We start from the raw sequence: 19,840 nt of genomic DNA on the forward strand, positions 1-19,840 counted from the left end.
TGGGGCTGATTTATCATGATGATCAACCCATTTAGTAAAATAGGCGAGGTATAACTGCGTTGACGTTACTTTGCCCCAGTTTTTTCCCCTCGCCTACATCGTTGTTCGTTGTTTCAACCGCTTGCTGGTATTGACTCTTTAAACGCCCTCCTCCACTGCTTGTTTTATTTACCGCCGCATCGACCTGATTATTAATTTTTTGCTGCATGCTTTCGGCTCTTGATGCATCCATGCCAACTCCCAGAGTCCTTCCAGAATCCTCCAATGCATTACTGTTTTTGTGGTAGTCCGCTCTCATTTGTGACTCTTTGGTACTTAATGGATTTGCTGCATCCTGATAAAAGGAGTCAATCCGAGCATTTTTAGAAGCATTGCCGTATCGTGCGATTAAACCTTCTCGTTGTTCACTGATAAACTCATTAGCTAGCATTTGTAATTGTTTTAATGAAGCCAGATCTGAAGGATTAGAATACAATTCATCTCGTGCCTTTTCTCCAATGCGGTGTGCCACAAAGCCAGGAAATGCCTGATTAAGATCGGTTGTAATCTGATCGGAGTTTGATTCCACATAACTCCTGGCCGTGCTAATGCGAGCGGCTTTAGACATCGAGGCATCGTAGTTTTGACTTGCCGTTTGTGCTTCCCGCAAGTCAGTACCCATTTGATTCGAAAGGCTTGCCCCTTCCGAATGGCTGTTATCAAAATGATGGTTTTGTGCAAACTGGCTCACGTAATTAAGCGCCTGATTAAAGTCTTCTGCTTCCTTCGCTGACATGCTGCTGTCCGTACCCTCATGGTAACGATCACTACTCGTTGATGACCTATCGAACTTGGCATGACTATCAGCACCTCCTGTTGCTCCAAAAGCAAATCGCCCAATACTTCCCAGCATACTTTTTTCACTTGCGACTCCGACGTGGGCATTTAATCCAGCTGAGGTCATATGAGCCAGCGCATCCTCTTGGCTTATCCCTTCGCGCTTAGCTACATCCGAGGCAATATGCGTCATGGTCGATAAGGCCTGGCTGTATTGACCGGATTCGCTTTCAGATACTCCATCGCCTAAACGCATATCATGTCCCTGCATTTTCGATAATTGTACGGCACTGTGCGCAAAACTGGATAAGGACGTTTGATAATGCTGGCTTTCATTGGCTGCAGCCTGCCTGGATTCCTCAAAAGCCTGATTTAAAGAGCCACTTAAGGCCTTTGTATCTGAAATGTGTACGGGTCCTCGTGACATCCCAGGACTTACATCAAAAACAGCATCTCCATGGCCTGTGGTCGTCTTAAGCACTCCACTTCCCAATTGTTCCGTGTGCATCCCATGCATGTTCGTCCAATTGGTATCGTGCTTGTTAGCCGAAACATTATTGGCGCTGGTATTTTCATAGTTCATATTCCAACCGCTGTAACTTGCCATTGAGATGTTACCTGCAGCTGCAGATTGTGCTTCACTGACTGACAAAGATTGTGCCATACCACCAAAATGCTGGGAGGAGGTACTTAAAATCTGTCCCAATCCTTTCGTGATGTACAGGGCAATAACAGGAACACTTGCCGCCAATGCGCCTGCCGTATAGGCGAAATTACTGTGCATGCTCGCTAATGAATCGATATTAGAGAAGGTCACACCTCCGGTTTTTTGACCAAACAAAGTAATGGTAGTACTTGAGGCCATAGAAACAAACCAATGAAAAATAATAAACATCGGCGGCCATGACCAAAGGTAGATTTGAGATTGTACCCACAAGAAATAAGCGTTACTCAGGGTCGGGAAAAATGAAATTAAAACAACTAATGGAAAAATACACAGCGTTAGCATCCACATCACGGTCATATAGTAAGGCAGGCGAAATCCTGCAAGCCAAAAGCTATTGGCTTCGGCAATGTGCATTTTTTGAGTGCTGTCCGTATTGGTGTAATTCATGAGTGCCGCATCAGCTCCTGAAAAAGCAAAAGCATCGGCAGCAGCATCTCGGGTCGCATTAATTAAGATATTCTGCGTAAGTGTTTCAGCCGCATCTTCGGTAATGTTCATGTAATATTTGTGAGCAGCTTGCAGCCGGTCACCAAAAGTCTTTTCGCCTGGTAAAGAACTGCTGTCCGTGTTGCGTGATCCTAAAGCACCTGTGGTTACCAGATGATTAAGACGCTCCAACTCTAATTTGGCTGCAACGGGCAATCGAGTTTTTAAATTGGCTGCTGCATCAGCACAACTTAAATTGTCTCCATTGTGCAGAATCACCCGATAAATAGGCGATGGGCTCTCAAAATAGGTTTTAGATAGATGAGCACTTTGGGTAAGCTCCTGAGGGCTTAATTGGTGACTTGCCAAAAGTTTTGCCGTAAACACGCATTGACGGATATAGGACGATAGGTCTTGTGCCAAATCAGGCGACATGGAGAGCCTTGTCTGGGTTGCCGCAAGCCAGGTTCTTGCACCAAAAATCATTCCGGTTTTGTTGTACTCCAGGCTATCTGGCATGTGAAATACATCACTAAAAGCAGTTGTTATTCCGTACCCCATGCCACTAATGACTGCTGCAGGTAATGCAACACCTAAAGGCACATGATCAACTGTTAAGGCCTCTCCTGCTCCTTCGGCTGTCTGCATGTCAATTATAGCCACAGGCACTTTAATGCCTAGCACGCAATACATGACTAAAAAGGTGGTCAGCACAAAGCGAGTTAATGATTCGAGCTTTTTCCCCATCACGTACTGATAACCGACCATACCAACGGATAGAATCATGATAATGTCACACGCCGTACTAAAGGTAGATTCAGTAAGCAAAGCGGCCATACCATCAAGCAACTCTTTTAAATAAATCCCATTTTGTGGGGTGTAGATTAATAATGGGCTCATTGTGCCCCTCCGGTATATGATTTTCTTAAGATGGGATTAAGGGCATTAAGCGCCTGCTTCACGTTGTTTTGAACCAATTGATTGGTGGTCAGTGCGGCATTAAAACGTGCTCGTGATTCGCTATTAAAATTATCTACAAATTGTTGGGCTACCTGCAGGTTTTTAAATAATTTCTCTTCATGATCACTACCTAAATCACGCCCTGCAAGGGATGCTCGAATCACTTCAAGTGAATTTGCAAGATACTGGGCAAGCAAATCCGTTGCTACACTCTGAGCAAGTTCATAACTGCTTTGTATGCCGATATTCTGTTGTGCACTGGCTGAAATGAGCTGAAATACAGACGGCTGGGTTAGTTCAATTAACCCTTTTTGTTGTGGCGTTAAGGCCGTCCCTGATTTGATATTCTCATAAACTCCCTGCAGGATGGCTTGTACCTGAGAAACCAGAGCATCTTTGCTGCTGATCTCCTGGCTTCCTTTCACATTGATGGCAACACATTTTATGGGTTTGTTTGAATCAGTGCACTTATAGCTGGGTAATTTGCCTCCATAGAGCAAGGCTTTTACAAAATCCTGATTAGTCGCTAAAGAGGGATACGTTTGCATCCCTCCTTTGGCATCAAATACCAGTGTTCCTGAAATCGACATATAGACTTCTGAAATTTCTGTATCTGATTTGATGAATTCATTCAGTTGTAATGCATCCCAAACTACGTTGGTATTCAAAAGAGCCCTGTCTTTATATTCTGAATCGTTTTTTGCCTGTTCCAATCGCTTTTCAATCTCCCCTCCTGTCGAACATTTATGTCGGGCTTCTGCCCAATCGGTGTATACATTACGATTACGCCCGATGTCCTCACACAAACGCTGATGTGCCGCTCTATTTTTGGGATAAAGCGCTGCAGTCAGGTTTTCTCCCATCTCACACGAATTAAAATTTGTCCCATTAATGTCATTTGCCAGCTTTTGCATGTATTGCATGGCATGAGCAATTTCAGGCAGCTCGGTCTCCAGTGCAAGGTTCATTGCATAGCCTGCCCCGTTACTTAAAATATTCTGCATGAAGGAAACAATCTGCTCTGATTTAATAAAGGAAAAACCACCTGCAAAAATATCAATTCCGCCACATCCTGAGCGAAACCCAGGTACATCAACGTGAGCTATCTGAATGGAACGCACCTGATTTCTGGCATAGACAGAGCCTAATGATGCAAATCCTGCTGCCTGTGATTCATAGGAATGGCTACCCGTGACATTCGCAGAATAACCAAGATTATTAAAAAAATGATTTAAATCGGCACTGGCTGATGCATGAACACCATTTCCTGTCACGCAAGTAAAAGACGCAACAACGGTTAGCACAAGAGCTCTAATCATTAAATTTCTCCTCAATGTGTTGCTTTAATTCATGTACTCTTTGTGCCAGCTGATAAGGAGTTGCTTCTCCAAACAAGACAGCGTAGGCCTCCAGGGTATGTCGATTGACTAAAAACAAGGCGGGAACCGTAGGCTTATACCCTCCTGATACATAGAATGTTTGAAAAAGCTCAGGTGTTAATGGTGTGGTATCGAGTCCATCCAGGGACTCTCCATCCAGGCTAAAAGCACGAACCTTAATATGGAATGTTTCTGAAAAATCCTTTAAAACAGGGGAGAATTTTTTACAATGTGGGCAGGTGCTTCGATAAATAAATGCAAAATAATAATTTTGGGATAAATCTTTAGCTTCAGCTGATTCCTTCTGTGCAAAAGCTTTAGGGGCTTGCTTTTTCAATAACAGTGCATTGAGTTCTTCAACTGCCACATTGGCGTGCAATGGATTAATTACAGAACAAAGCAGTAAAAAAATGATGCGGACAATCATGCTTCAAACCCCTCATAGCTGTATCGTTTGTAATGAGTCGCCACATCCAGCAGGCGTTCTTTTAACTCGGTTGTGGAGACGAAACCATAAGATAAAGGCGACATTTTTTGTGTTTTTAAATCAACAAGAAACAGTGCGGGCATGTAGCGTGACTGTAAATTCATTGTTTTTTGTATTTCATGAAGAGGTATGTTTTTAGGATTAGGCAAACCTTCAATGGGTTGTCCATCTGTTGTGACCGAAATCATTGAAAAGTGGGTCTGATTGACGAATGGCACAAGATGAGTGATGAATTTTTGCGAAATGGAACTGTTCCCTTTGTAAAAAAGGATTAATCCATAACGTTTAGCCCCTTCTCGGACTACCCTCTCCATTAAAAGATTCATTGAATCATTGCGAATGGCCACAGCCGTATTGTCAGTTGGAAAATTTAAGGAATGATCCAGCTCAGGATGAGACAACAGCACCTGTTGCCAGTACTGGACAAATTTCTGATTGTTTTTGGCATACACCTGCTGGGCTTTCATGTACTCATAGGTTGCATCAAATGATGGGGCAATTAATGCCGTTGCGAGCTTATTCATGGTGGCTTTGCGGACTTCCATGAGCTCTTCATATGGAGTCAGCGCAGGCTTTGACACCTTTGGAATTTGAACAGGTTTCATCTGAGGTTCTTTGTTTTCTGTACTGTACCAATGAAACCCATGAGCAGGTGGACTTACTAAATCAGCCATGGCCGGCATGGAAAGTAACATTAAAATAATAGTAAATAATCTCATTTTTGTTCTGCCTTTTTCTGGACTCGCCGTTTGATTTCATCCATTGCTTTTGAAGCGTCGGGGCTATTTAAAACGACATCGCCTACAATTCCTGCTTCTTTTGTTGGTTGTCCTTGGGGAAATGGATAGACAGGGTTTAAAAAATCGATGCGCCCCATGTCAAGGCTTTGTAATTCATTCACACTGAGCCCCGCGCAGCGTGTATGCTCCGCATCTCCTAAAGCATTGGGATTTAATTGTCTTAAACGTCCTTCGGCCTGGATAATGCGCGCCATTTTGCTGTCAAAGACACAATAGGTGCGTTTGTGCTCCAGACAGGTGCCAAAAATGGGATCTTTCTGACTGCAGAATTCGCCTACGTAATGAGCCAGATAATTGAGTTTGGCTTTGCCTAAAGCCTTATCTTCTTCACGACACAAATCGATATGGAGTTTGTCAGCCCAGCCTTCATTCGAACAACAATCAATAATGTCCCAAACCCAGATTTTGCACTGAACGGGATGGCCTGAAAATAAGGTGGCCTGCGTTTTACCAAACTCAGCGCCAGCAGCTCCTGCAACGGCCATGGGTGCCATGGCCTCTCCAAAACCATCATTCTGAGTCGCAGCATGTTCCGTGCAGTCTCCATCGGCACAAAAGAGATCACGCACACAAGCCACAGGCTGTGGGCAGACTGTCTCATCGCAACGATATACCTGCTCATAGAGTGAACAGGCATTATTGTTCATTAATGTACAGCGCGAGCTTGCCTGTAAGCATCCTTTTTCACGTTGCGTTTTACATTCATCAGCTGCAGCGGATGCGCATTGATATCGTGCATTAAGCTCCCAGCAATCGCGGGTGACGGGCAGGCCATTAATGACACGGGTTGGATTGGAATCAGTACACTGCTCTTGTGTTTTTTGACATAGGTTGTTTGTCTCAAGAGCAGCGCATTCATTATCCCAGTGCTCTTCTTCCACATAGGATTTAGAATGAGCATTAATCGTCAATGCCACTTGAATTGGGTAACAGCGACTGAACTTATCTGAAATATACAGGGTGATTACTCCTCCATTCTGGCAGGTTGGAAGTCCCACAACACGCACCCAATGAGCAGAACCACCATTATTTAGAATGGAGTGTACTGTGGCTTTCATCTCCTCGCAGGGATGATTTAATTTAACAGGATTGGTTAAATGTCCTCCTGCGCTATTGGTCATCGCACCCGTTATAAGATTAACCGCTATGAGTCCAGTCCATTTTTTATGAACCCATACCTCAAAGTCAGCTCTTTGACTCCATCGTTCTGTGTTCACGGTTACTTTGCGTTTTTTTAAACACTGTTGTTCTGGTAATTGCCTTGATGTATGACAGATTTCCTCATGCGACTTAATCTCACAAGCCTGTGGCTTTTCATCGCATTTAATCCGCTCATTAGATTGTCCATGGGTAATCGCATAACTTTCTTCTTCAATTAATTTGGCGTTTTTAATCGCTTCATTTTTAGTATTGATTTCAAACTGGCGCTGACCAAAATGCTCGGTCACAGTATGTCCACCGGCATCATTTTTTAAGGCATTCGCAGCCAAGGTACTTAAATCCGTTTTTTCAGTTTCAACCCCCTGATAATGAAGCGATTGCGAGGGATTTTCCGTATAGTCTTTGAAGGTATTCTGGGGCTTAAATTCATTCATGGCGCTCAGTGGCTGATTCCCCAAAGATTTTGCGTATTCTTTTAATTTCTGAAAGTCCTGCGCTGTTGTATTGGCAGCTGAGAACGTGCCAAATCCAAAAATACAGACGATGGCCAACATGCATCTAAACATGGCCTTTCTCCAATATGGTGGCCGCTAATGTGGCTCCTGCATCTCCTTTCTGGGCGATGAGCTCCAGTCCTTTTTTTATGCTTGCATTGCCATAGACTACATCAAAGGGTTGATTGGCACAGAACTGCCCTGAACCGCAAGACTTGGAGGGCTCTGTGACTACAAGCGCTGGAACCGTTGTAATGTGGAATTGACTAAACCAGACCGGATCAATAGAAATTCCCTTAAAGTTTAAATGCTGCTTTTGAGCTTCGCTATTAAGGCGTTTAAATGTTTCTATGGTTTGTTTAAAATCACCATCCACTAAGCCATTAATGACCACGGGAATATGAAACCGTGCTGCTTCATCGCTCAATGCAAATAGAAGTGAGTCGGGCATGGAAAAGGATACAAATAAAATGGCACCTTCTACTCTCTGCGGTTTTTGATTGCTTTGTAAACCGTCCGCGCTGCGTTGCATGAGTGTATCAATCAATGATTGGTGCTCTGATTGATTCCGTGAGGACGTACGATTTAGCATTTCGATTGTCTTACTCGAAATGGTTGATACTTGGTGAGCCCCCTCCTCTTGATACTGCCTTAATTCATCATTAGTGTTTGCAAAACATCCGCCAATCCCGGTCAGAAACAGGATAATGATTTTAATGTAGTGCGCCATTAAAGGCCTCCTTATAAAAAACAACAATTTCTCTTGCGCCAAATCATGAAGCCAAAATTATCCCCATCTCCAGGGTAGGTATGTCCGGCCTCCCAGGTAATGACTGAACGGCCAAAGGGCTGGCAGCGTTTCGCATCAGGTAATGTATTGACTAACTGGTAGCGATACCGGCTTTTAGGCAAAATGGAAGAGTGATAGGTGCGACAAAGTGCAGGCCAATCTTTACCGACCGAATCTTTAATTGCTCCAAGGCGATGAAGCTTAAAGTCGGTGCGTTCTGCCAGGAGCGTTGCGGCACTGATGGGACTTGCCTGATTTGCCACAAAACCATTGAGCGGATAGGTAGATCCTTGAGCGCCCTGGCACCAGAATAGAGAATCCATGGCCGTTCCTGCCAATGCTTTGGTTGCATCTGCTGCACAAGACGCCCGTACTGGCGATGTGGTAAATAAGGTGGCCTCTGGATTAAGAACAAAAGCAAACTCAGAGTCATTCCATGTTGGATCAAGTTCACTCAAATACATCACATCAAAATCTTCTGTCTCCATACAGCCGATGGATGTAAGTACCTGCAGCCAATACATCAGAGGGTATTTGTACCAATGCACGTAATAAAATGCGCCTCGCCCATCCGTATCGGGCATTTGTGAACCACCAAGACCCTGGTCTTTAATATGTAGTTGCACCCCAAGATTCACCATGCAATATGGCTTTCGTGTCACATCGACTAACGCAAAGGGTTCCCAATAACCTATAGTAACTCCTAAAAGTTGTAATTTGTTTGGGCAGGAACAGATAGGGTTCCCAGGATTTTTAGTATCAGGATACTGGCTTTTTACTACTTCGGAGGAACCAATGGTTAAAGGGAACAAACAATCCCAGCAAATGTCGGTAATAGGATTGACAAAATGCCCTTTACACTGCGATGCGTGCAATGAACAGATGAAGAATAAGCCTGCAGCAATTGAACAGAAAAGTCGTTTATTCATCATTCACTCCAATTTCTTTAATTTGCCAATCAAGACCTACCTGACTGACTATGCTTGGAACGTGTTGAAGCTGCAGCCGAGATGAAATGATGCCGTTCACATCAAAATAAATTCGACCAAAAAGCTCTGCAGCAACTCGAACATCACCACCGGTTAAAATGAACTTAACGTGCTTAAAATCGGTGTAATGGTTCTTAACCCAGGCAACCTGTCTTGCATCATCCGCATTAAAGAAAATCAGGGTTTTGAGGAAGTGAACGCGCTCAAATGGGTTTATCCGCGTTCCTGCTTTTGCAATTAAATACCCATCAGGAGTCCAGATATCATGAGATACAGTCACTGCCGGTGAGATGCGAAACGTCTTAGGCGTGCGAGTCGTGCTCAATGCCAAAGGGTGTGGTCTCATCGCCTGACGCGCTGCTTTCTGCTCTAAATCACGCTGAACATGCTCTAAATCACCACTTTGCTGTAATGCATTGAGTTTGTTCATAATGACTTTTCTTATATCCTCTTCTCTAACAGGGAATGTCTGGCCATACTGACCAATATTTTTTGCATGACTTACAGGCTCTAATAAGAAGGCCAGACCAAGAATCAGGGCTAAAAACCGTTTGTTAGTGCGCTTCATGCTTTATCCTTGCTATGGTCAAAGCAATGAGCTCGTCTGTTACATCCACTTGGGAGGGTTTGTAACCAGTCAATACAGGTGCACTGACTAAGGTTACCCGGTGAGACCTTCCATAGTCCTTGATGACTTCTGGAAGGGCTCGTGAAAAGCGATCCATAATGTTTAATTGTTCTTCATGAGTCAGTTTAGAACGGGCAAGCAGCACCGAAGGTGCCTCTATGGCACGATTCATATCAACCACCAAAAGAGGTAACGGCTTAGGCCACATCATAAACATACCCGCCAGGACTCCAATGAACCCACAAACTCCTGCAATGACCCAATATGTGGTGTTTAAGCGATTAAATGGCATAACCCCTCCCATAATGCAGTTCTGCGACATGCGATACCGCATCAAGAAATGCAATCCCTTGTGCCACATAATTAATGACCGCCTGATAATCATCTCCATCAGAAGATAAAAGCACGCGAGTAAATGGATCAACGAACAAGCGATGAAAGGAGGAAATACCGTTGGCGCGCAACAAAACTTGCGAAAAACCAGCTTCTTTCGCTATTGGGAATGATTTCAGAATAGTCATCTCGTAGTCCGAAAAAGTCTCATGCTTTTTTTGATGCTCTAAAAGCGGTGATTCTTCTTGTAAAAAAACAAGCTTTAAAGCGGAGTTCTCCCATGCGGCACGAGCTTCTGAAAATTCAAAATAATCCTCAATCCCCTGAGTAATCGTGACAAATGATGCTTTATGCCGCCGACCAGTACGAAAGCCTTTGGTAATAAAGTTCACTGCAATTAAATCCCCTGTAAAAAAAGACCAGGCTTCATCAATGATGCACATCTTTTGTTTGTTCCTGTCCGAGTTGAACATACGTCTTTGAAACTGAGAAATAACGGACAGGAGAACCGGTGCGCGAATGCTTTGATTGTCTTCAATTTCCTTCAAATCAACTACAATTATGCGGGCATCAGGCGATAACTGGGATGGTTCATTAAACGCCTTTCCATGCTCTGAGGCAGAACAGTAACGCTGAAGGTTTTTAGACAAAATGCGCGCTGTAGGATAGGTTTCGCGGTCGTGCTCGTACAATGACAATAAGACTCCTGCAACCTCATCAATGCGCGTTTGATTCTGAGTTGTTCCAAAAGCGGTTAAAATGGCTTCTCTTAAAGTGCCTCTGTCGTCATCTGTAGCACCGCTGGTCGGGCAAGTTAATAATTCAAACAAGGCAATAATGTCATCAATCTCTCGTAAAATGTCCGTAACATGGGTAAAGGGATTCATCGCCAAATTGCTGTATTCAAGATAAGTCCCACCAAGCGCCTCACACAGTTTTCTGTAGCTTCCACCTACATCAATAATAAAAATATCCCCGCCATTAAATAAAATATTGAGCATCAGCATCTGAATGAAAAAACTTTTACCACCGCCCGATGTTCCGGTTACAGCCATATTGTAATTGCTGCCAAATGCACCCGAGAAAGGATCGATGCAGGCAAACTGATCGCGCATGGTGGGCAACAAAATACCCTTGCCCACCCCGCGCCAGTCAGAAAGAATTGGCATGTATTGGGTTGCATTCCATGAAGAAATTGGCCACATCATGGTTGGAAGAGAAAAATCCTTAGCCAGATTTCCTGTGAAAAAAAACGGCATCGAGACTAAAAAATACGGACATTGCATACGTTTACACAATGCCAATTTAATGTCATTGAACGCAAATACCGTGCGAGCAGCCTCCACATCACGCTCTTTTTCATGAGGTCTTGAAAAAAGAACCACGTTATAAAGCATCTTTACAGAACGAGTCTTCTGTGAGGATAAATCATCTCGAAAAGTACGCCATACTCTTGCCTGCTCCTCAGTTCCCGCTACATTCAAGGCATAATCACTTTTAGATTTTTTATCCAAATCACGGGTCTTGCGGTTCGCTCTACCCTGAGCACGTCCCTGCTCTTCAACCAGATAGATGACCGAGATGATGTGATTACAGGATATTCTTTTATCAGGATGAAAAATGTTGCTGGTATTATTGATGTTCTCCCATAAACAATACTGACGAGGGAGGCGATCAATGGTCAGAACAGATACAGCTGTTTCATAAGCATGTCCAGTTTCATTAGCCCCTTGAATTACTACTTCATTGTTTTTAATTTCAATATCAAAGTCATGAGACAGTGCCTGCTCTTTAAGTAATTTGGTTTTGTCGTATATAACAGGGCGTGGGGTAATTGCATCAGGGCAATTATCCAGATAAAACTGAAGCAAATGCAAAAAATCAGTCGCATCTGCTTGCTTAAATCCAATTTTTGCAGCACTTAAGGATGCTTCAAATGAAACGCGAAACTGGCCAAAACAGGCTTTTAAATCGTTCTCAGATTCTTTTTTGATTTTATCAATGACGATATAGCAATCCGTATGCGTTAATCGAGGTGCAAGCATCGTGTTGGTTTTAAAACCGTGTATGGCGGCTTTTTGATAAAATGCCTTAAGGTTCTCTCCTAACAGGCTTAAATTTTCAAATTCGCTTTTTGTGAACTGCGAAGTAAATGCCTCAATATCTTTCCCTACCTGATTGTGTTTGACGCAAATCAACTGCAAGGTGAACTCATGAGACACTTTAGATTGAAGCAGCGCATCCAGCTGCTCTGCTATGTGTTCATTCGCACCCGTTAAAGGGACAATGCGATAAATTAAACCCGCATTGTGTTCATTAAAAAACAGCTTCGATTCCTCATCAAAATATTGATAAGGTAATAGCTCCTCAGTAAAAGAAGGATATTGATGCGCCTTGAGGTCAAAAGCGGCTCCGTTATCGGCTAGCCCTTTGTCATTCCAGGTCTCCTTTAGCAACTGATAAGTATCTTGAACCCATTCTATAGCGTTTGTAAGCATTGCTTCTCTCCTGTATTCGTGCCAGCGCCTATTTATAATCTGAATACAGATCTTGAATTCTTGCCTGCTGCACGAATTGACCATCGGGTGTATAGCGTTTTTCCTGCACCATACGATTCACCATTTCCATACTTTGACAACCACCCCTGTCAGAAAAAGGACATCTTGCATCCTGATTGTCGAGGATGGATTTCGAGCAGGCACATAACTGCGACACTAAGAAAAGGGTACTCAATAAAAATAGAGGTTTAGTCATGAAGTGGCTCCTCATTTTGTACGGTTGAAAATAATGGGGTAGAGGGTTGTCCTGGTTGATTTAAGAGGGGATTCTCAACAGGATTAACGGTTTGAACCATGGGCTCTTGATTATTGGACTGCATCAATGAAGCGCCATTCACAGGGTGTGTATTTAATTCATAGGCACGGCTTACAGTGGTTGTAACCCCAGACTCGTTTTGGGCATGTCCTTCATTGATAGCGCGTCCTGACTCGTACACCTGATGTTCTTTGTCTATCCAAAAGCCTTTAGTAAATAAAACGGACACACGACGACCAGCACGTGCCACAACCAGTGGATGATAAATATCAGCAATGCGCATTACATAGTCTGAAATACGATTGGCAGGATTACTAAGCGCACCACCAGCAGCCGATTGAGCAAGGGTTGATGCCTGCCCGTAGGTCGTAATGGTGCCAGCCCCCGGATTGATTGTTTGAGCGGTATTTAAATTCTTTAAGCCATCACCAAATCCTGCCAGCATGCCTGCCGCTGCCGAATAGGTTAAGAGCGGCTTTGTTTTTAGAATGGATGTTCCGCGTAAATCCTGCATGGCATCCAAATCAAATACAGAGCCGTAGGCCTTTTGTTCAAAATTGATGTTGTTTCCTGCGCAAGACAGTGTTTCTAAATGCATCACCACGGAACTTCCTGATAAATCACCATAAGTGGATACCAGGGCGACACAGTCTTCCAGATGAGAACGCTGATTGTTGGGCATGATTCCTCCGCTGGTAAGGCGGATTAAAGCAGTTCCCATGTTTTTTGAGCCGTTTATTCCTGCATCACCTAAAACCCCAGTCAGCAACACCCCTTCAACAAAGGTTCCCGCCCAAACATAATTTTTAGAGGTTCGCACTTCCTTGTTTTTTTTCTTCCGGTTGTTAAATTGCACTGTTTCCAGTCCTGATTTTGCGAGCAGTTCGCGCTCTGCCTGATGCTTTTTCTTTTGCTGTGCTTCCATTTCTTCACGAGTTGGCGGCCTAACGGTGACCAGGCTTGCCTGACGGGTAGAAACCAGTGCAACCTGTAATTGTTCGTTCATTTTTTTATTTTCTTCTTCAAGGTGTGAAAGCTGTTCTTTCATGGCCTGGATCAAAGCTTTTGTTTCCGAATTTTCTGTTTTCACAGGTGCTGCTTCCTGCTGTTTTTTATGATGTTCTGCCACTAACTCTTTTAAAGAATCAATTTGTTGCTGCTGTTGCAGAAGGAGTGCTTCGTCACTGCCCTGATTAAAAGTACTTTCAAAAATACTCTCGAACGGAGCTTCTTCCTGGTGGACTGGTTTTTTTTTCTCAGCTGATGAGTAACAATAAAATCCATAGGATGCCCCACCCACCAGTAATAAAATGGCTGCGTGCTTCAATTGTTCCTTTTTGGCCAGTTTATTGGCGTTTTGAGGTTTTAGCGTCAACCATTGTTTTATTTTTTTAAACATTACCTACTCTCCTTCCAACTCATTTTAAGCAGCTTCTGGTTTATCCCTGATTGCTGTATAACCCATATAAATAAGCGATTTTTTTAGGTGGGAGCGCCTCATCACTTAATGACAGGGATTCTGCGTCCTTATGGGCAAATAAGGCGGTTGTAAGCGCCAGCTCATGATTTGATGTATTTTCTAACCGATAGATAAAGCCGGTGAAACGCTTCCCCTGATATTGTTTTTCAAGAGTTACCTTAATGTTTTTTTTAATGTAAAAAGAACGTGGAGTAATTCGTTTCTCATTAAATTCTTTGGGGGTCTCCCCTGCTTTCATGGCAGCGATTGCCTCATCTACTTCACTGGCATCAGGGGTATCCAGTTTCACAAATTTCAATTTTGTTTGAGCGCGCGGCACAAGCCTTAAGGTTTTTCCAACCGATTCATCAGGTGTCAGGGTAAGTGATACGTGATGTCCTTTATCTGTAGTTAGGAACAGGGTAATGGGAACTTGAAAATTGGGCTTTATATACACCGAAGAATCCGTGCTTTCAGGGTTATCCATCTCACTTTTATCTACTGTAATAGCATGCTCTGGGTAACTTAATTTAGTGATCGATTCCCCTTCAACAAACACACGATTAAAGTTAATACTCGATAAGGTCAGATTAAACTGCTCTCCTTCTTCAAAAGCGATGACCGAAGGAGCTGTGCTTGCACAAACAATTCCTGAGCACAAACAACTTATAAGAAGAATGTTTTTTTTAACTTGATCATAAATTGAGTTAGTCATGGTGTATCTCCTGAATGGACACAAGATTTAAAAGGCCTGATTGATGTGAAAACTGCACTCGATACATTTTGTGTTGTGGCTTTAATTGAAGCCCATGGCTTGTGCGATACAATTGCCCTTCGATTTGACCTTGATTTTTAGAGACATCCACGGATACTTTTTCAACATAAAAAACTGAGCTTACATTTTTTTCATGTACTGTTTTTCGCTCGGCATCCAATAGTTTGGAAAACGATTCCTGGTATTTCGCTGGAATCAGATGAGACAGCATGGTGTAGCGTGCATCAATGGTCTCAGGATTGTAGGTCAGGCGTAAGTCAGCAGCTTTCTGCGTCATTTCTTTCAGGTATTCGGGTGAATAGCCTTTATCACCAATGCTAAACTCTAGACCAGTACACACTGGAAGCCAGTGAACCTGCTTATGCAGTAAGGTATAAAAATTTAAGGCGCAAAGGACAATAATTGCAAACGTACTCGATAGCGCCCAAATCAGTGTCAGCTTGAATAACAGTCTGTTTTTTGCAATCGCATTATCACGAAATGAAGTATCCATTAAATCACCTGATATAAATTCGGTTGGCAGAATCGGGAAAAGCTCGAAATACAAGGGACGTTAACCTGTGAGGCAGCGACCAGTATACGATGGCAAACAGACTCCGCAGAGGCAGTCCTCCATACTTGATATGCATCGCAACGCTTAGGGCTGCGCCTATCATAAAAAGCTGATAGGCAAGTCCTGTTAAAAGCCCAATTCCCGTGAGTAAAAAAATGGGCAGGCCTGTGGTAACAGGAATACCCGCAATTTTAGGCTCATCAGAGAGCATAAAGGTTTGGTAGTTGCGAGCCATTATTTCAATGCCCAGTGAGTAAACACCATCAATACAGGAACACCCGCAAGGACTGCGATATTTTTGGTTTTGATGTAGGCATAAGCCCCTGCAAGCCCTTCTGCTAACAAAAGAAAATAAGGGAGATCTGAATCCGCTCCAAAGGTTGCCTTTACTTCCTCTTTTAATCCAGAAAGCCGATTCTCAGCAGCAAAACAGGAGTCTGGCATCAAACACAACAGTGCCAAACCAATCATTAAAAAAGGGAGCAGCTGCCTGGCATACAGATATCCTTTAATGCTCAAATCGTTCATTGCTGTTCTATAGTTCATCACATTCTCCTTTTTTGGTTAAAAAAATCCCCCTGAGCCCCAATTTGTGCTCATTTTTTATTCTTTTTATTTAATGAATCGTGTTTTTGTGGTTTTATAAAGAGCGCTTATCCATCCATGGTTACTCCTTTATCAAGCATGCTTTGACTTAATAGGTGGTTGTTCTTTTTAAGTTCAACTAAAATTTGCGTCAGTAGGTGATTTGCAGAATCCAGTTTTTTGAACAAAGCCACATACTCAACTGCTTTTGCTATGTCAGGAACCTCCTTATCCATTGCTAGCAAAAGCGTAAAAAGCGCTCCACTGGAAAGAATGTGTTTAAAATATTCGACATCCTGTTCATCATTTTCAGTTGAAACGGCAGTCAGATTCTGATTAATCTTAAAATTGTTTTCAGGCAGTGTTGTGGGCTCTGCATGAATAACTCCACTCACAACGATGAGGGTCATCGACAGCATGAGTGTTTTAATTGGGTTCATTGAGCGCTCCTTTTATTTTTGTTATGAACTTAAGCTTTTAAAATTAGTCCGATGTTTGGTCTGTTTCTGGTATGTTGATGTTCTCAAGTTCACTTTTCATCACAATAACTCGTGCAAGATAGGGTTTTACCTTCGGTGATAAATGTGTACAGTAGCTTCTTACATTGCTGATTGCTTTTAATTCATTGTATCCATAAGCCATAGAAACAACTGCACTGTCTTTTTTATGATGCTGCAATTGGGCTCCTGCTGATTCCAGGTAGGCTGCAGCAATTGCGACATCTCCAGAACATAAATCGGAATTGTTTTCTTTGGCAATCTGGTTGAGTTGATAAGACGTATCAAAAATTGGTCTTTCTAAATCGTAGTGATTCGAACTGGTTGCAACAGCACAGGGTGAACCCAGTGCGGTGATGATAAGTCCTGCTATTACATTGATTCTCATTACTATTCCCTCTTTAACTCATTATTGTTTTTTAAATCCTATGCACTTTTTTCATGAAGCTCTAATCAGGCTGCATCAAAAAATGCCCGCTAATGTTTTTACCAGACCTTGTTCCAATGCGGGTCGTGCTTCTGCAAAACTCAGATTGACTTTATCGGCATTGGATACCACCCGCGTTCTATAGCGTTGGTAATCACTGTGTTTGCTCAATGTCTGTGTGGTTCCAGATGCAGTGCCATTTTGAAGGTTGGAATTAAACTGCTCATGAACAGTACCTTTTCCAACGCGCTCAGAAATTTGTACATCGGTAATCATCGTGTAATTCACTGCCTTGACTAGAGAATCTGCAGCCAAACCAATAATTCCCCCACCAATACCTGCACCAATCATGGTGCTTGAATGACCGCTTAATGCACCCAGTGCAGTTCCTGTTGCTGCCCCTGCCAATGCACTGCCATACCCGCCACCTAGCGCGGATTGGCTTGCAGACGCGCTCATTTTTCCCACCTTAAGAATATTGGCCTGCAGCAGGTAATGGGCTTTGGATGGATTTCCAACCACTTTATAGCCATGTTCTTCTAATGCCTGCTTTAGTGACTTATCAATGGATAATGACTCTTGAGAAGTATTCTTAATTGTGATGTAAATCGTTTTTTGACTTTGAGCCACAGGATCAAGAAAAATCGTTTGGCTGAGTTTTGTATCTGTTTCTAAGTTACGATGTTCGATCACTGTTGATGTTGCAGCACAGCTCACCAACAGGGCAAAAGATCCAGTTAAAGCTAAAGTGGTAATTGCCTTTTGTATCTGGTTAATGCATGGTTTCATATTATTCCCTTAACTCGTTAGTATGGTGATTTGAATGGTTAATGAGTCTGTACGCCCCGTGCTTCCTTCCACTGACCAGGCTTATTTAAAAACAGAGATTGTTCTTTTTTAATTTTTTGATGTATTTCCTGACGATGAATAATTACATCTTGTGGTGCATCGAACCCTAAGCGGACTTGATTACCCTTAACACCGAGCACGGTGATATAAATGTCATCATTGATTAGTACGGTTTCGCCTATTCTACGTGTAAGTATTAACATGCTGTGTTCCTTTTATTGGTTAGTGAATTGAATATTCTTTTTTTTGTGAATCAATCTCGAATCGAAGCGCTTCGCATGCCAATCGTGCCTCCATTGCAATGTGCCAGAAATCGCATTCAGGGATTTCCTGATAGGCCAGAGCTAATGACTCAGAGCAGGCGTTTAAAAGACAGTACAGCTCTTCCTTTGTAAACAGTTTTAAACATGGAATTTGTTTCATCATGCAACTCCCAATAACTGGCGAATTTTCGCAAGGTGTGTTGTTGCAATGTCTTTTGATTGAGGCAAAGTGCACAGCACCTTCTCTTTAATTTCCGGGATCTGGTGTCCTTGTCTCATTAAATGACATACCCGTTCATATGCCTCTTTAAATACTGCAAAAGAATGGCCTTCATTATCAATTTCCAGAAATTTAAGCCCCAGTCTTTTGGCAGTAAATTTAACCACTGCATGACTCCAGTTTGGGTTCGTTGAATAAGCGCTGTTTAAAACCTCCCTATGCGCCTCGGCAGCAGAAGGCAGGCGCAAATCACTATAAAAGCCAAGACACAAAGCTCGAAACTGCAGGCAATTGGGTGGAAATTCACAAAACTTGTCGCCTTTACTCAATGTCATTAATCGCTCCACACCACTGTCTAATGCTTTTGGAGTTAAATCTTTAAGTGCAGCAAACCAAACTCCTGTATCATTCACTCCATGCTTACTGATAAAAAGTTGCCCGTATATTGCAGTCAGCTTCATCCAGAGGCTGGACAAGTGTTCCTTCGATAAATGAACCGGAGTTGAGTTCATTGCCTGAGGTGTCCCAGAGTGAGTCGATTGAAATGCCATGATGTTCGCTGACTCGCTCAAGTGCTGTTTGGTTAAGAGTGCTTTGATTTGTACCACGCTCATTGTGATGACTCCTTAATTGTCCTTGTGCCTTTTGTAGTTGTTTTTGCATGTATTGGGCATCTCGCTCAAGCCAGTTAATGAATACTGGATTAAAGTCAGCCCATAGAGTGTTTTGTTTTTTGTTGTGCTTGATAAACGCCTGAATTTCTTCTTTGTCAGTTACTTTGGTTAGTCCCATGGAAAATGCCATTTCGATGGTTTTTGTGTTTGGGTAAAAGTCATCGCAAATTGGTTTTTTGCTGCAACAAAAATCATTGCTCGCAATTTCAGTTTGTTTGTTTGAGTTAGTTATATTAAATATATTAATATTCTTTGCAGAGCTCTTTAGTGTGTTAGCTTCTCTGTTAACTTCTATGTTAGATTTTCCCTCTGAATCTCCTTCTCTATCAGAATCTATAAGGGATTTAGGTGAATTAAGATCTGTGTTAACTTCTTTCTTTATAATCAATTGATTATAGATCTTAGGGACCTCTGGGAATATAAATTTTAAATTTTGCCCTTCAGTTATAACTTGAAAGTATTCGCTACACTCATGTTCTATAGACTTTATGAAATTTCTGATGGTTTGCTTAGATGGAACACCACTGTTGATTCGACCTGGAGCGGTTTTAATCTCTAAGGATCTTGATAGATCACGATAACTAATGTCAGATACAATTCCCGTAAGAGGATTTGCAAGATTTAATAGTTCATAAATAATTAATCTAGGACCATAGGGTAATAATTGAAACTTTTTTTCTATTTGTTTCCTAGCATTAATGTATAACTCAACATCAAACTTCATCAACAAATCC

The 19,840-nt window shown here is 42.5% G+C and carries 23 protein-coding genes; all 23 read right to left on the reverse strand.

All coding sequences use genetic code 11. The annotated features are described in order from the left end of the window. Positions 1-31 precede the first annotated feature (31 nt). The 23 genes from Lgra_RS00165 to Lgra_RS00275 all read right to left on the reverse strand — a co-directional run bounded on the left by Lgra_RS00165 (position 32) and on the right by Lgra_RS00275 (position 19,830). The gene (locus tag Lgra_RS00165; protein WP_014845137.1) at positions 32-2,869 is read right to left on the reverse strand and encodes a conjugal transfer protein TraG N-terminal domain-containing protein; all 2,838 of its coding nucleotides are present in this window, start codon (positions 2,867-2,869) and stop codon (positions 32-34) included. Beyond that, on the reverse strand, positions 2,866-4,248 hold the full coding sequence (locus tag Lgra_RS00170) for a conjugal transfer protein TraH (protein ID WP_014845138.1): 1,383 nt from the start codon (positions 4,246-4,248) through the stop codon (positions 2,866-2,868). The genes Lgra_RS00165 and Lgra_RS00170 overlap by 4 nt, the downstream gene beginning before the upstream one ends. Further along, a complete protein-coding gene (gene trbB, locus Lgra_RS00175; RefSeq protein WP_014845139.1) occupies positions 4,241-4,735 on the reverse strand; it encodes a type-F conjugative transfer system pilin assembly thiol-disulfide isomerase TrbB in 495 nt (164 codons plus the stop codon). The genes Lgra_RS00170 and trbB overlap by 8 nt, the downstream gene beginning before the upstream one ends. Next, entirely contained in the window at positions 4,732-5,514 is a 783-nt protein-coding gene (traF, locus tag Lgra_RS00180) for a type-F conjugative transfer system pilin assembly protein TraF (protein ID WP_014845140.1), read from the reverse strand. Before traF ends, trbB begins: the two co-directional genes overlap by 4 nt. Then, positions 5,511-7,322 (reverse strand): type-F conjugative transfer system mating-pair stabilization protein TraN, encoded by a 1,812-nt coding sequence (traN, locus tag Lgra_RS00185; protein ID WP_058497411.1) that lies wholly within the window; start codon positions 7,320-7,322, stop codon positions 5,511-5,513. The genes traF and traN overlap by 4 nt, the downstream gene beginning before the upstream one ends. Next, complete coding sequence (gene trbC / locus Lgra_RS00190) at positions 7,315-7,980, reverse strand: type-F conjugative transfer system pilin assembly protein TrbC (RefSeq protein ID WP_101901819.1); 666 nt, start codon at positions 7,978-7,980, stop codon at positions 7,315-7,317. The genes traN and trbC overlap by 8 nt, the downstream gene beginning before the upstream one ends. 11 nt (positions 7,981-7,991) lie before the next feature. Continuing rightward, positions 7,992-8,969 (reverse strand): conjugal transfer pilus assembly protein TraU, encoded by a 978-nt coding sequence (gene traU / locus Lgra_RS00195; protein ID WP_014845143.1) that lies wholly within the window; start codon positions 8,967-8,969, stop codon positions 7,992-7,994. Further along, complete coding sequence (gene traW, locus Lgra_RS00200) at positions 8,962-9,597, reverse strand: type-F conjugative transfer system protein TraW (protein ID WP_014845144.1); 636 nt, start codon at positions 9,595-9,597, stop codon at positions 8,962-8,964. Before traW ends, traU begins: the two co-directional genes overlap by 8 nt. Beyond that, on the reverse strand, positions 9,584-9,949 hold the full coding sequence (locus Lgra_RS00205; protein ID WP_014845145.1) for a TrbI F-type domain-containing protein: 366 nt from the start codon (positions 9,947-9,949) through the stop codon (positions 9,584-9,586). The genes traW and Lgra_RS00205 overlap by 14 nt, the downstream gene beginning before the upstream one ends. Further along, positions 9,939-12,488, reverse strand: coding sequence for a type IV secretion system protein TraC (traC, locus tag Lgra_RS00210; protein ID WP_014845146.1), 2,550 nt, complete (start codon positions 12,486-12,488; stop codon positions 9,939-9,941). Before traC ends, Lgra_RS00205 begins: the two co-directional genes overlap by 11 nt. Positions 12,489-12,516: 28 nt before the next feature. After that, positions 12,517-12,744 carry a hypothetical protein gene (locus Lgra_RS00215; protein ID WP_014845147.1) on the reverse strand — a complete coding sequence of 76 codons (228 nt, stop codon included), beginning with the start codon at positions 12,742-12,744 and terminating at the stop codon, positions 12,517-12,519. Further along, positions 12,737-14,203 (reverse strand): TraB/VirB10 family protein, encoded by a 1,467-nt coding sequence (locus Lgra_RS00220; RefSeq protein ID WP_014845148.1) that lies wholly within the window; start codon positions 14,201-14,203, stop codon positions 12,737-12,739. Before Lgra_RS00220 ends, Lgra_RS00215 begins: the two co-directional genes overlap by 8 nt. 40 nt (positions 14,204-14,243) lie before the next feature. Then, positions 14,244-14,978: a type-F conjugative transfer system secretin TraK gene (gene traK, locus Lgra_RS00225; protein ID WP_014845149.1), complete on the reverse strand. Its 735-nt coding sequence runs from the start codon at positions 14,976-14,978 to the stop codon at positions 14,244-14,246. Beyond that, complete coding sequence (locus Lgra_RS00230; RefSeq protein ID WP_041174155.1) at positions 14,971-15,531, reverse strand: TraE/TraK family type IV conjugative transfer system protein; 561 nt, start codon at positions 15,529-15,531, stop codon at positions 14,971-14,973. Before Lgra_RS00230 ends, traK begins: the two co-directional genes overlap by 8 nt. Positions 15,532-15,535: 4 nt before the next feature. Beyond that, positions 15,536-15,826, reverse strand: coding sequence for a type IV conjugative transfer system protein TraL (gene traL / locus Lgra_RS00235; protein ID WP_014845151.1), 291 nt, complete (start codon positions 15,824-15,826; stop codon positions 15,536-15,538). Next, positions 15,826-16,137: a type IV conjugative transfer system pilin TraA gene (locus Lgra_RS00240; RefSeq protein WP_014845152.1), complete on the reverse strand. Its 312-nt coding sequence runs from the start codon at positions 16,135-16,137 to the stop codon at positions 15,826-15,828. The genes traL and Lgra_RS00240 overlap by 1 nt, the downstream gene beginning before the upstream one ends. Before the next feature lie 107 nt (positions 16,138-16,244). Beyond that, complete coding sequence (locus Lgra_RS00245) at positions 16,245-16,616, reverse strand: hypothetical protein (RefSeq protein ID WP_014845153.1); 372 nt, start codon at positions 16,614-16,616, stop codon at positions 16,245-16,247. A gap of 43 nt (positions 16,617-16,659) precedes the next feature. Beyond that, positions 16,660-17,061: a hypothetical protein gene (locus Lgra_RS00250; RefSeq protein WP_014845154.1), complete on the reverse strand. Its 402-nt coding sequence runs from the start codon at positions 17,059-17,061 to the stop codon at positions 16,660-16,662. Positions 17,062-17,136: 75 nt separating this feature from the next. Beyond that, positions 17,137-17,889 carry a complement resistance protein TraT gene (locus Lgra_RS00255; RefSeq protein WP_014845155.1) on the reverse strand — a complete coding sequence of 251 codons (753 nt, stop codon included), beginning with the start codon at positions 17,887-17,889 and terminating at the stop codon, positions 17,137-17,139. Between the two features lie 38 nt (positions 17,890-17,927). Then, positions 17,928-18,152: a carbon storage regulator CsrA gene (gene csrA, locus Lgra_RS00260; protein ID WP_014845156.1), complete on the reverse strand. Its 225-nt coding sequence runs from the start codon at positions 18,150-18,152 to the stop codon at positions 17,928-17,930. Positions 18,153-18,171: 19 nt separating this feature from the next. Then, the gene (locus Lgra_RS00265) at positions 18,172-18,375 is read right to left on the reverse strand and encodes a hypothetical protein (RefSeq protein ID WP_014845157.1); all 204 of its coding nucleotides are present in this window, start codon (positions 18,373-18,375) and stop codon (positions 18,172-18,174) included. After that, a complete protein-coding gene (locus Lgra_RS00270; RefSeq protein ID WP_223499707.1) occupies positions 18,372-18,845 on the reverse strand; it encodes a hypothetical protein in 474 nt (157 codons plus the stop codon). Before Lgra_RS00270 ends, Lgra_RS00265 begins: the two co-directional genes overlap by 4 nt. 7 nt (positions 18,846-18,852) lie before the next feature. Beyond that, the gene (locus Lgra_RS00275; RefSeq protein ID WP_014845159.1) at positions 18,853-19,830 is read right to left on the reverse strand and encodes a hypothetical protein; all 978 of its coding nucleotides are present in this window, start codon (positions 19,828-19,830) and stop codon (positions 18,853-18,855) included. Positions 19,831-19,840 lie beyond the last annotated feature (10 nt).

Source organism: Legionella gratiana (genome assembly GCF_001467695.1).
GTDB classification, from domain to species: Bacteria; Pseudomonadota; Gammaproteobacteria; order Legionellales; family Legionellaceae; genus Legionella; species Legionella gratiana.

What these genes read in the sequence shown, in the direction of transcription:
- Lgra_RS00220 (WP_014845148.1), bottom strand. Translation starts at nt 14,203, where the DNA reads ATGTTTAAAAAAATAAAACAATGGTTGACGCTAAAACCTCAAAACGCC.
- traW (WP_014845144.1), bottom strand. Translation starts at nt 9,597, where the DNA reads ATGAAGCGCACTAACAAACGGTTTTTAGCCCTGATTCTTGGTCTGGCC.
- csrA (WP_014845156.1), bottom strand. Translation starts at nt 18,152, where the DNA reads ATGTTAATACTTACACGTAGAATAGGCGAAACCGTACTAATCAATGAT.
- trbB (WP_014845139.1), bottom strand. Translation starts at nt 4,735, where the DNA reads ATGATTGTCCGCATCATTTTTTTACTGCTTTGTTCTGTAATTAATCCA.
- Lgra_RS00245 (WP_014845153.1), bottom strand. Translation starts at nt 16,616, where the DNA reads ATGAACCCAATTAAAACACTCATGCTGTCGATGACCCTCATCGTTGTG.
- Lgra_RS00250 (WP_014845154.1), bottom strand. Translation starts at nt 17,061, where the DNA reads ATGAGAATCAATGTAATAGCAGGACTTATCATCACCGCACTGGGTTCA.
- traL (WP_014845151.1), bottom strand. Translation starts at nt 15,826, where the DNA reads ATGGCTCGCAACTACCAAACCTTTATGCTCTCTGATGAGCCTAAAATT.
- Lgra_RS00170 (WP_014845138.1), bottom strand. Translation starts at nt 4,248, where the DNA reads ATGATTAGAGCTCTTGTGCTAACCGTTGTTGCGTCTTTTACTTGCGTG.
- Lgra_RS00205 (WP_014845145.1), bottom strand. Translation starts at nt 9,949, where the DNA reads ATGCCATTTAATCGCTTAAACACCACATATTGGGTCATTGCAGGAGTT.
- traK (WP_014845149.1), bottom strand. Translation starts at nt 14,978, where the DNA reads ATGACTAACTCAATTTATGATCAAGTTAAAAAAAACATTCTTCTTATA.
- Lgra_RS00255 (WP_014845155.1), bottom strand. Translation starts at nt 17,889, where the DNA reads ATGAAACCATGCATTAACCAGATACAAAAGGCAATTACCACTTTAGCT.
- traF (WP_014845140.1), bottom strand. Translation starts at nt 5,514, where the DNA reads ATGAGATTATTTACTATTATTTTAATGTTACTTTCCATGCCGGCCATG.
- Lgra_RS00215 (WP_014845147.1), bottom strand. Translation starts at nt 12,744, where the DNA reads ATGACTAAACCTCTATTTTTATTGAGTACCCTTTTCTTAGTGTCGCAG.
- traU (WP_014845143.1), bottom strand. Translation starts at nt 8,969, where the DNA reads ATGAATAAACGACTTTTCTGTTCAATTGCTGCAGGCTTATTCTTCATC.
- Lgra_RS00265 (WP_014845157.1), bottom strand. Translation starts at nt 18,375, where the DNA reads ATGATGAAACAAATTCCATGTTTAAAACTGTTTACAAAGGAAGAGCTG.
- Lgra_RS00230 (WP_041174155.1), bottom strand. Translation starts at nt 15,531, where the DNA reads ATGGATACTTCATTTCGTGATAATGCGATTGCAAAAAACAGACTGTTA.
- Lgra_RS00275 (WP_014845159.1), bottom strand. Translation starts at nt 19,830, where the DNA reads ATGAAGTTTGATGTTGAGTTATACATTAATGCTAGGAAACAAATAGAA.
- trbC (WP_101901819.1), bottom strand. Translation starts at nt 7,980, where the DNA reads ATGGCGCACTACATTAAAATCATTATCCTGTTTCTGACCGGGATTGGC.
- Lgra_RS00240 (WP_014845152.1), bottom strand. Translation starts at nt 16,137, where the DNA reads ATGAACTATAGAACAGCAATGAACGATTTGAGCATTAAAGGATATCTG.
- traN (WP_058497411.1), bottom strand. Translation starts at nt 7,322, where the DNA reads ATGTTTAGATGCATGTTGGCCATCGTCTGTATTTTTGGATTTGGCACG.
- traC (WP_014845146.1), bottom strand. Translation starts at nt 12,488, where the DNA reads ATGCTTACAAACGCTATAGAATGGGTTCAAGATACTTATCAGTTGCTA.
- Lgra_RS00165 (WP_014845137.1), bottom strand. Translation starts at nt 2,869, where the DNA reads ATGAGCCCATTATTAATCTACACCCCACAAAATGGGATTTATTTAAAA.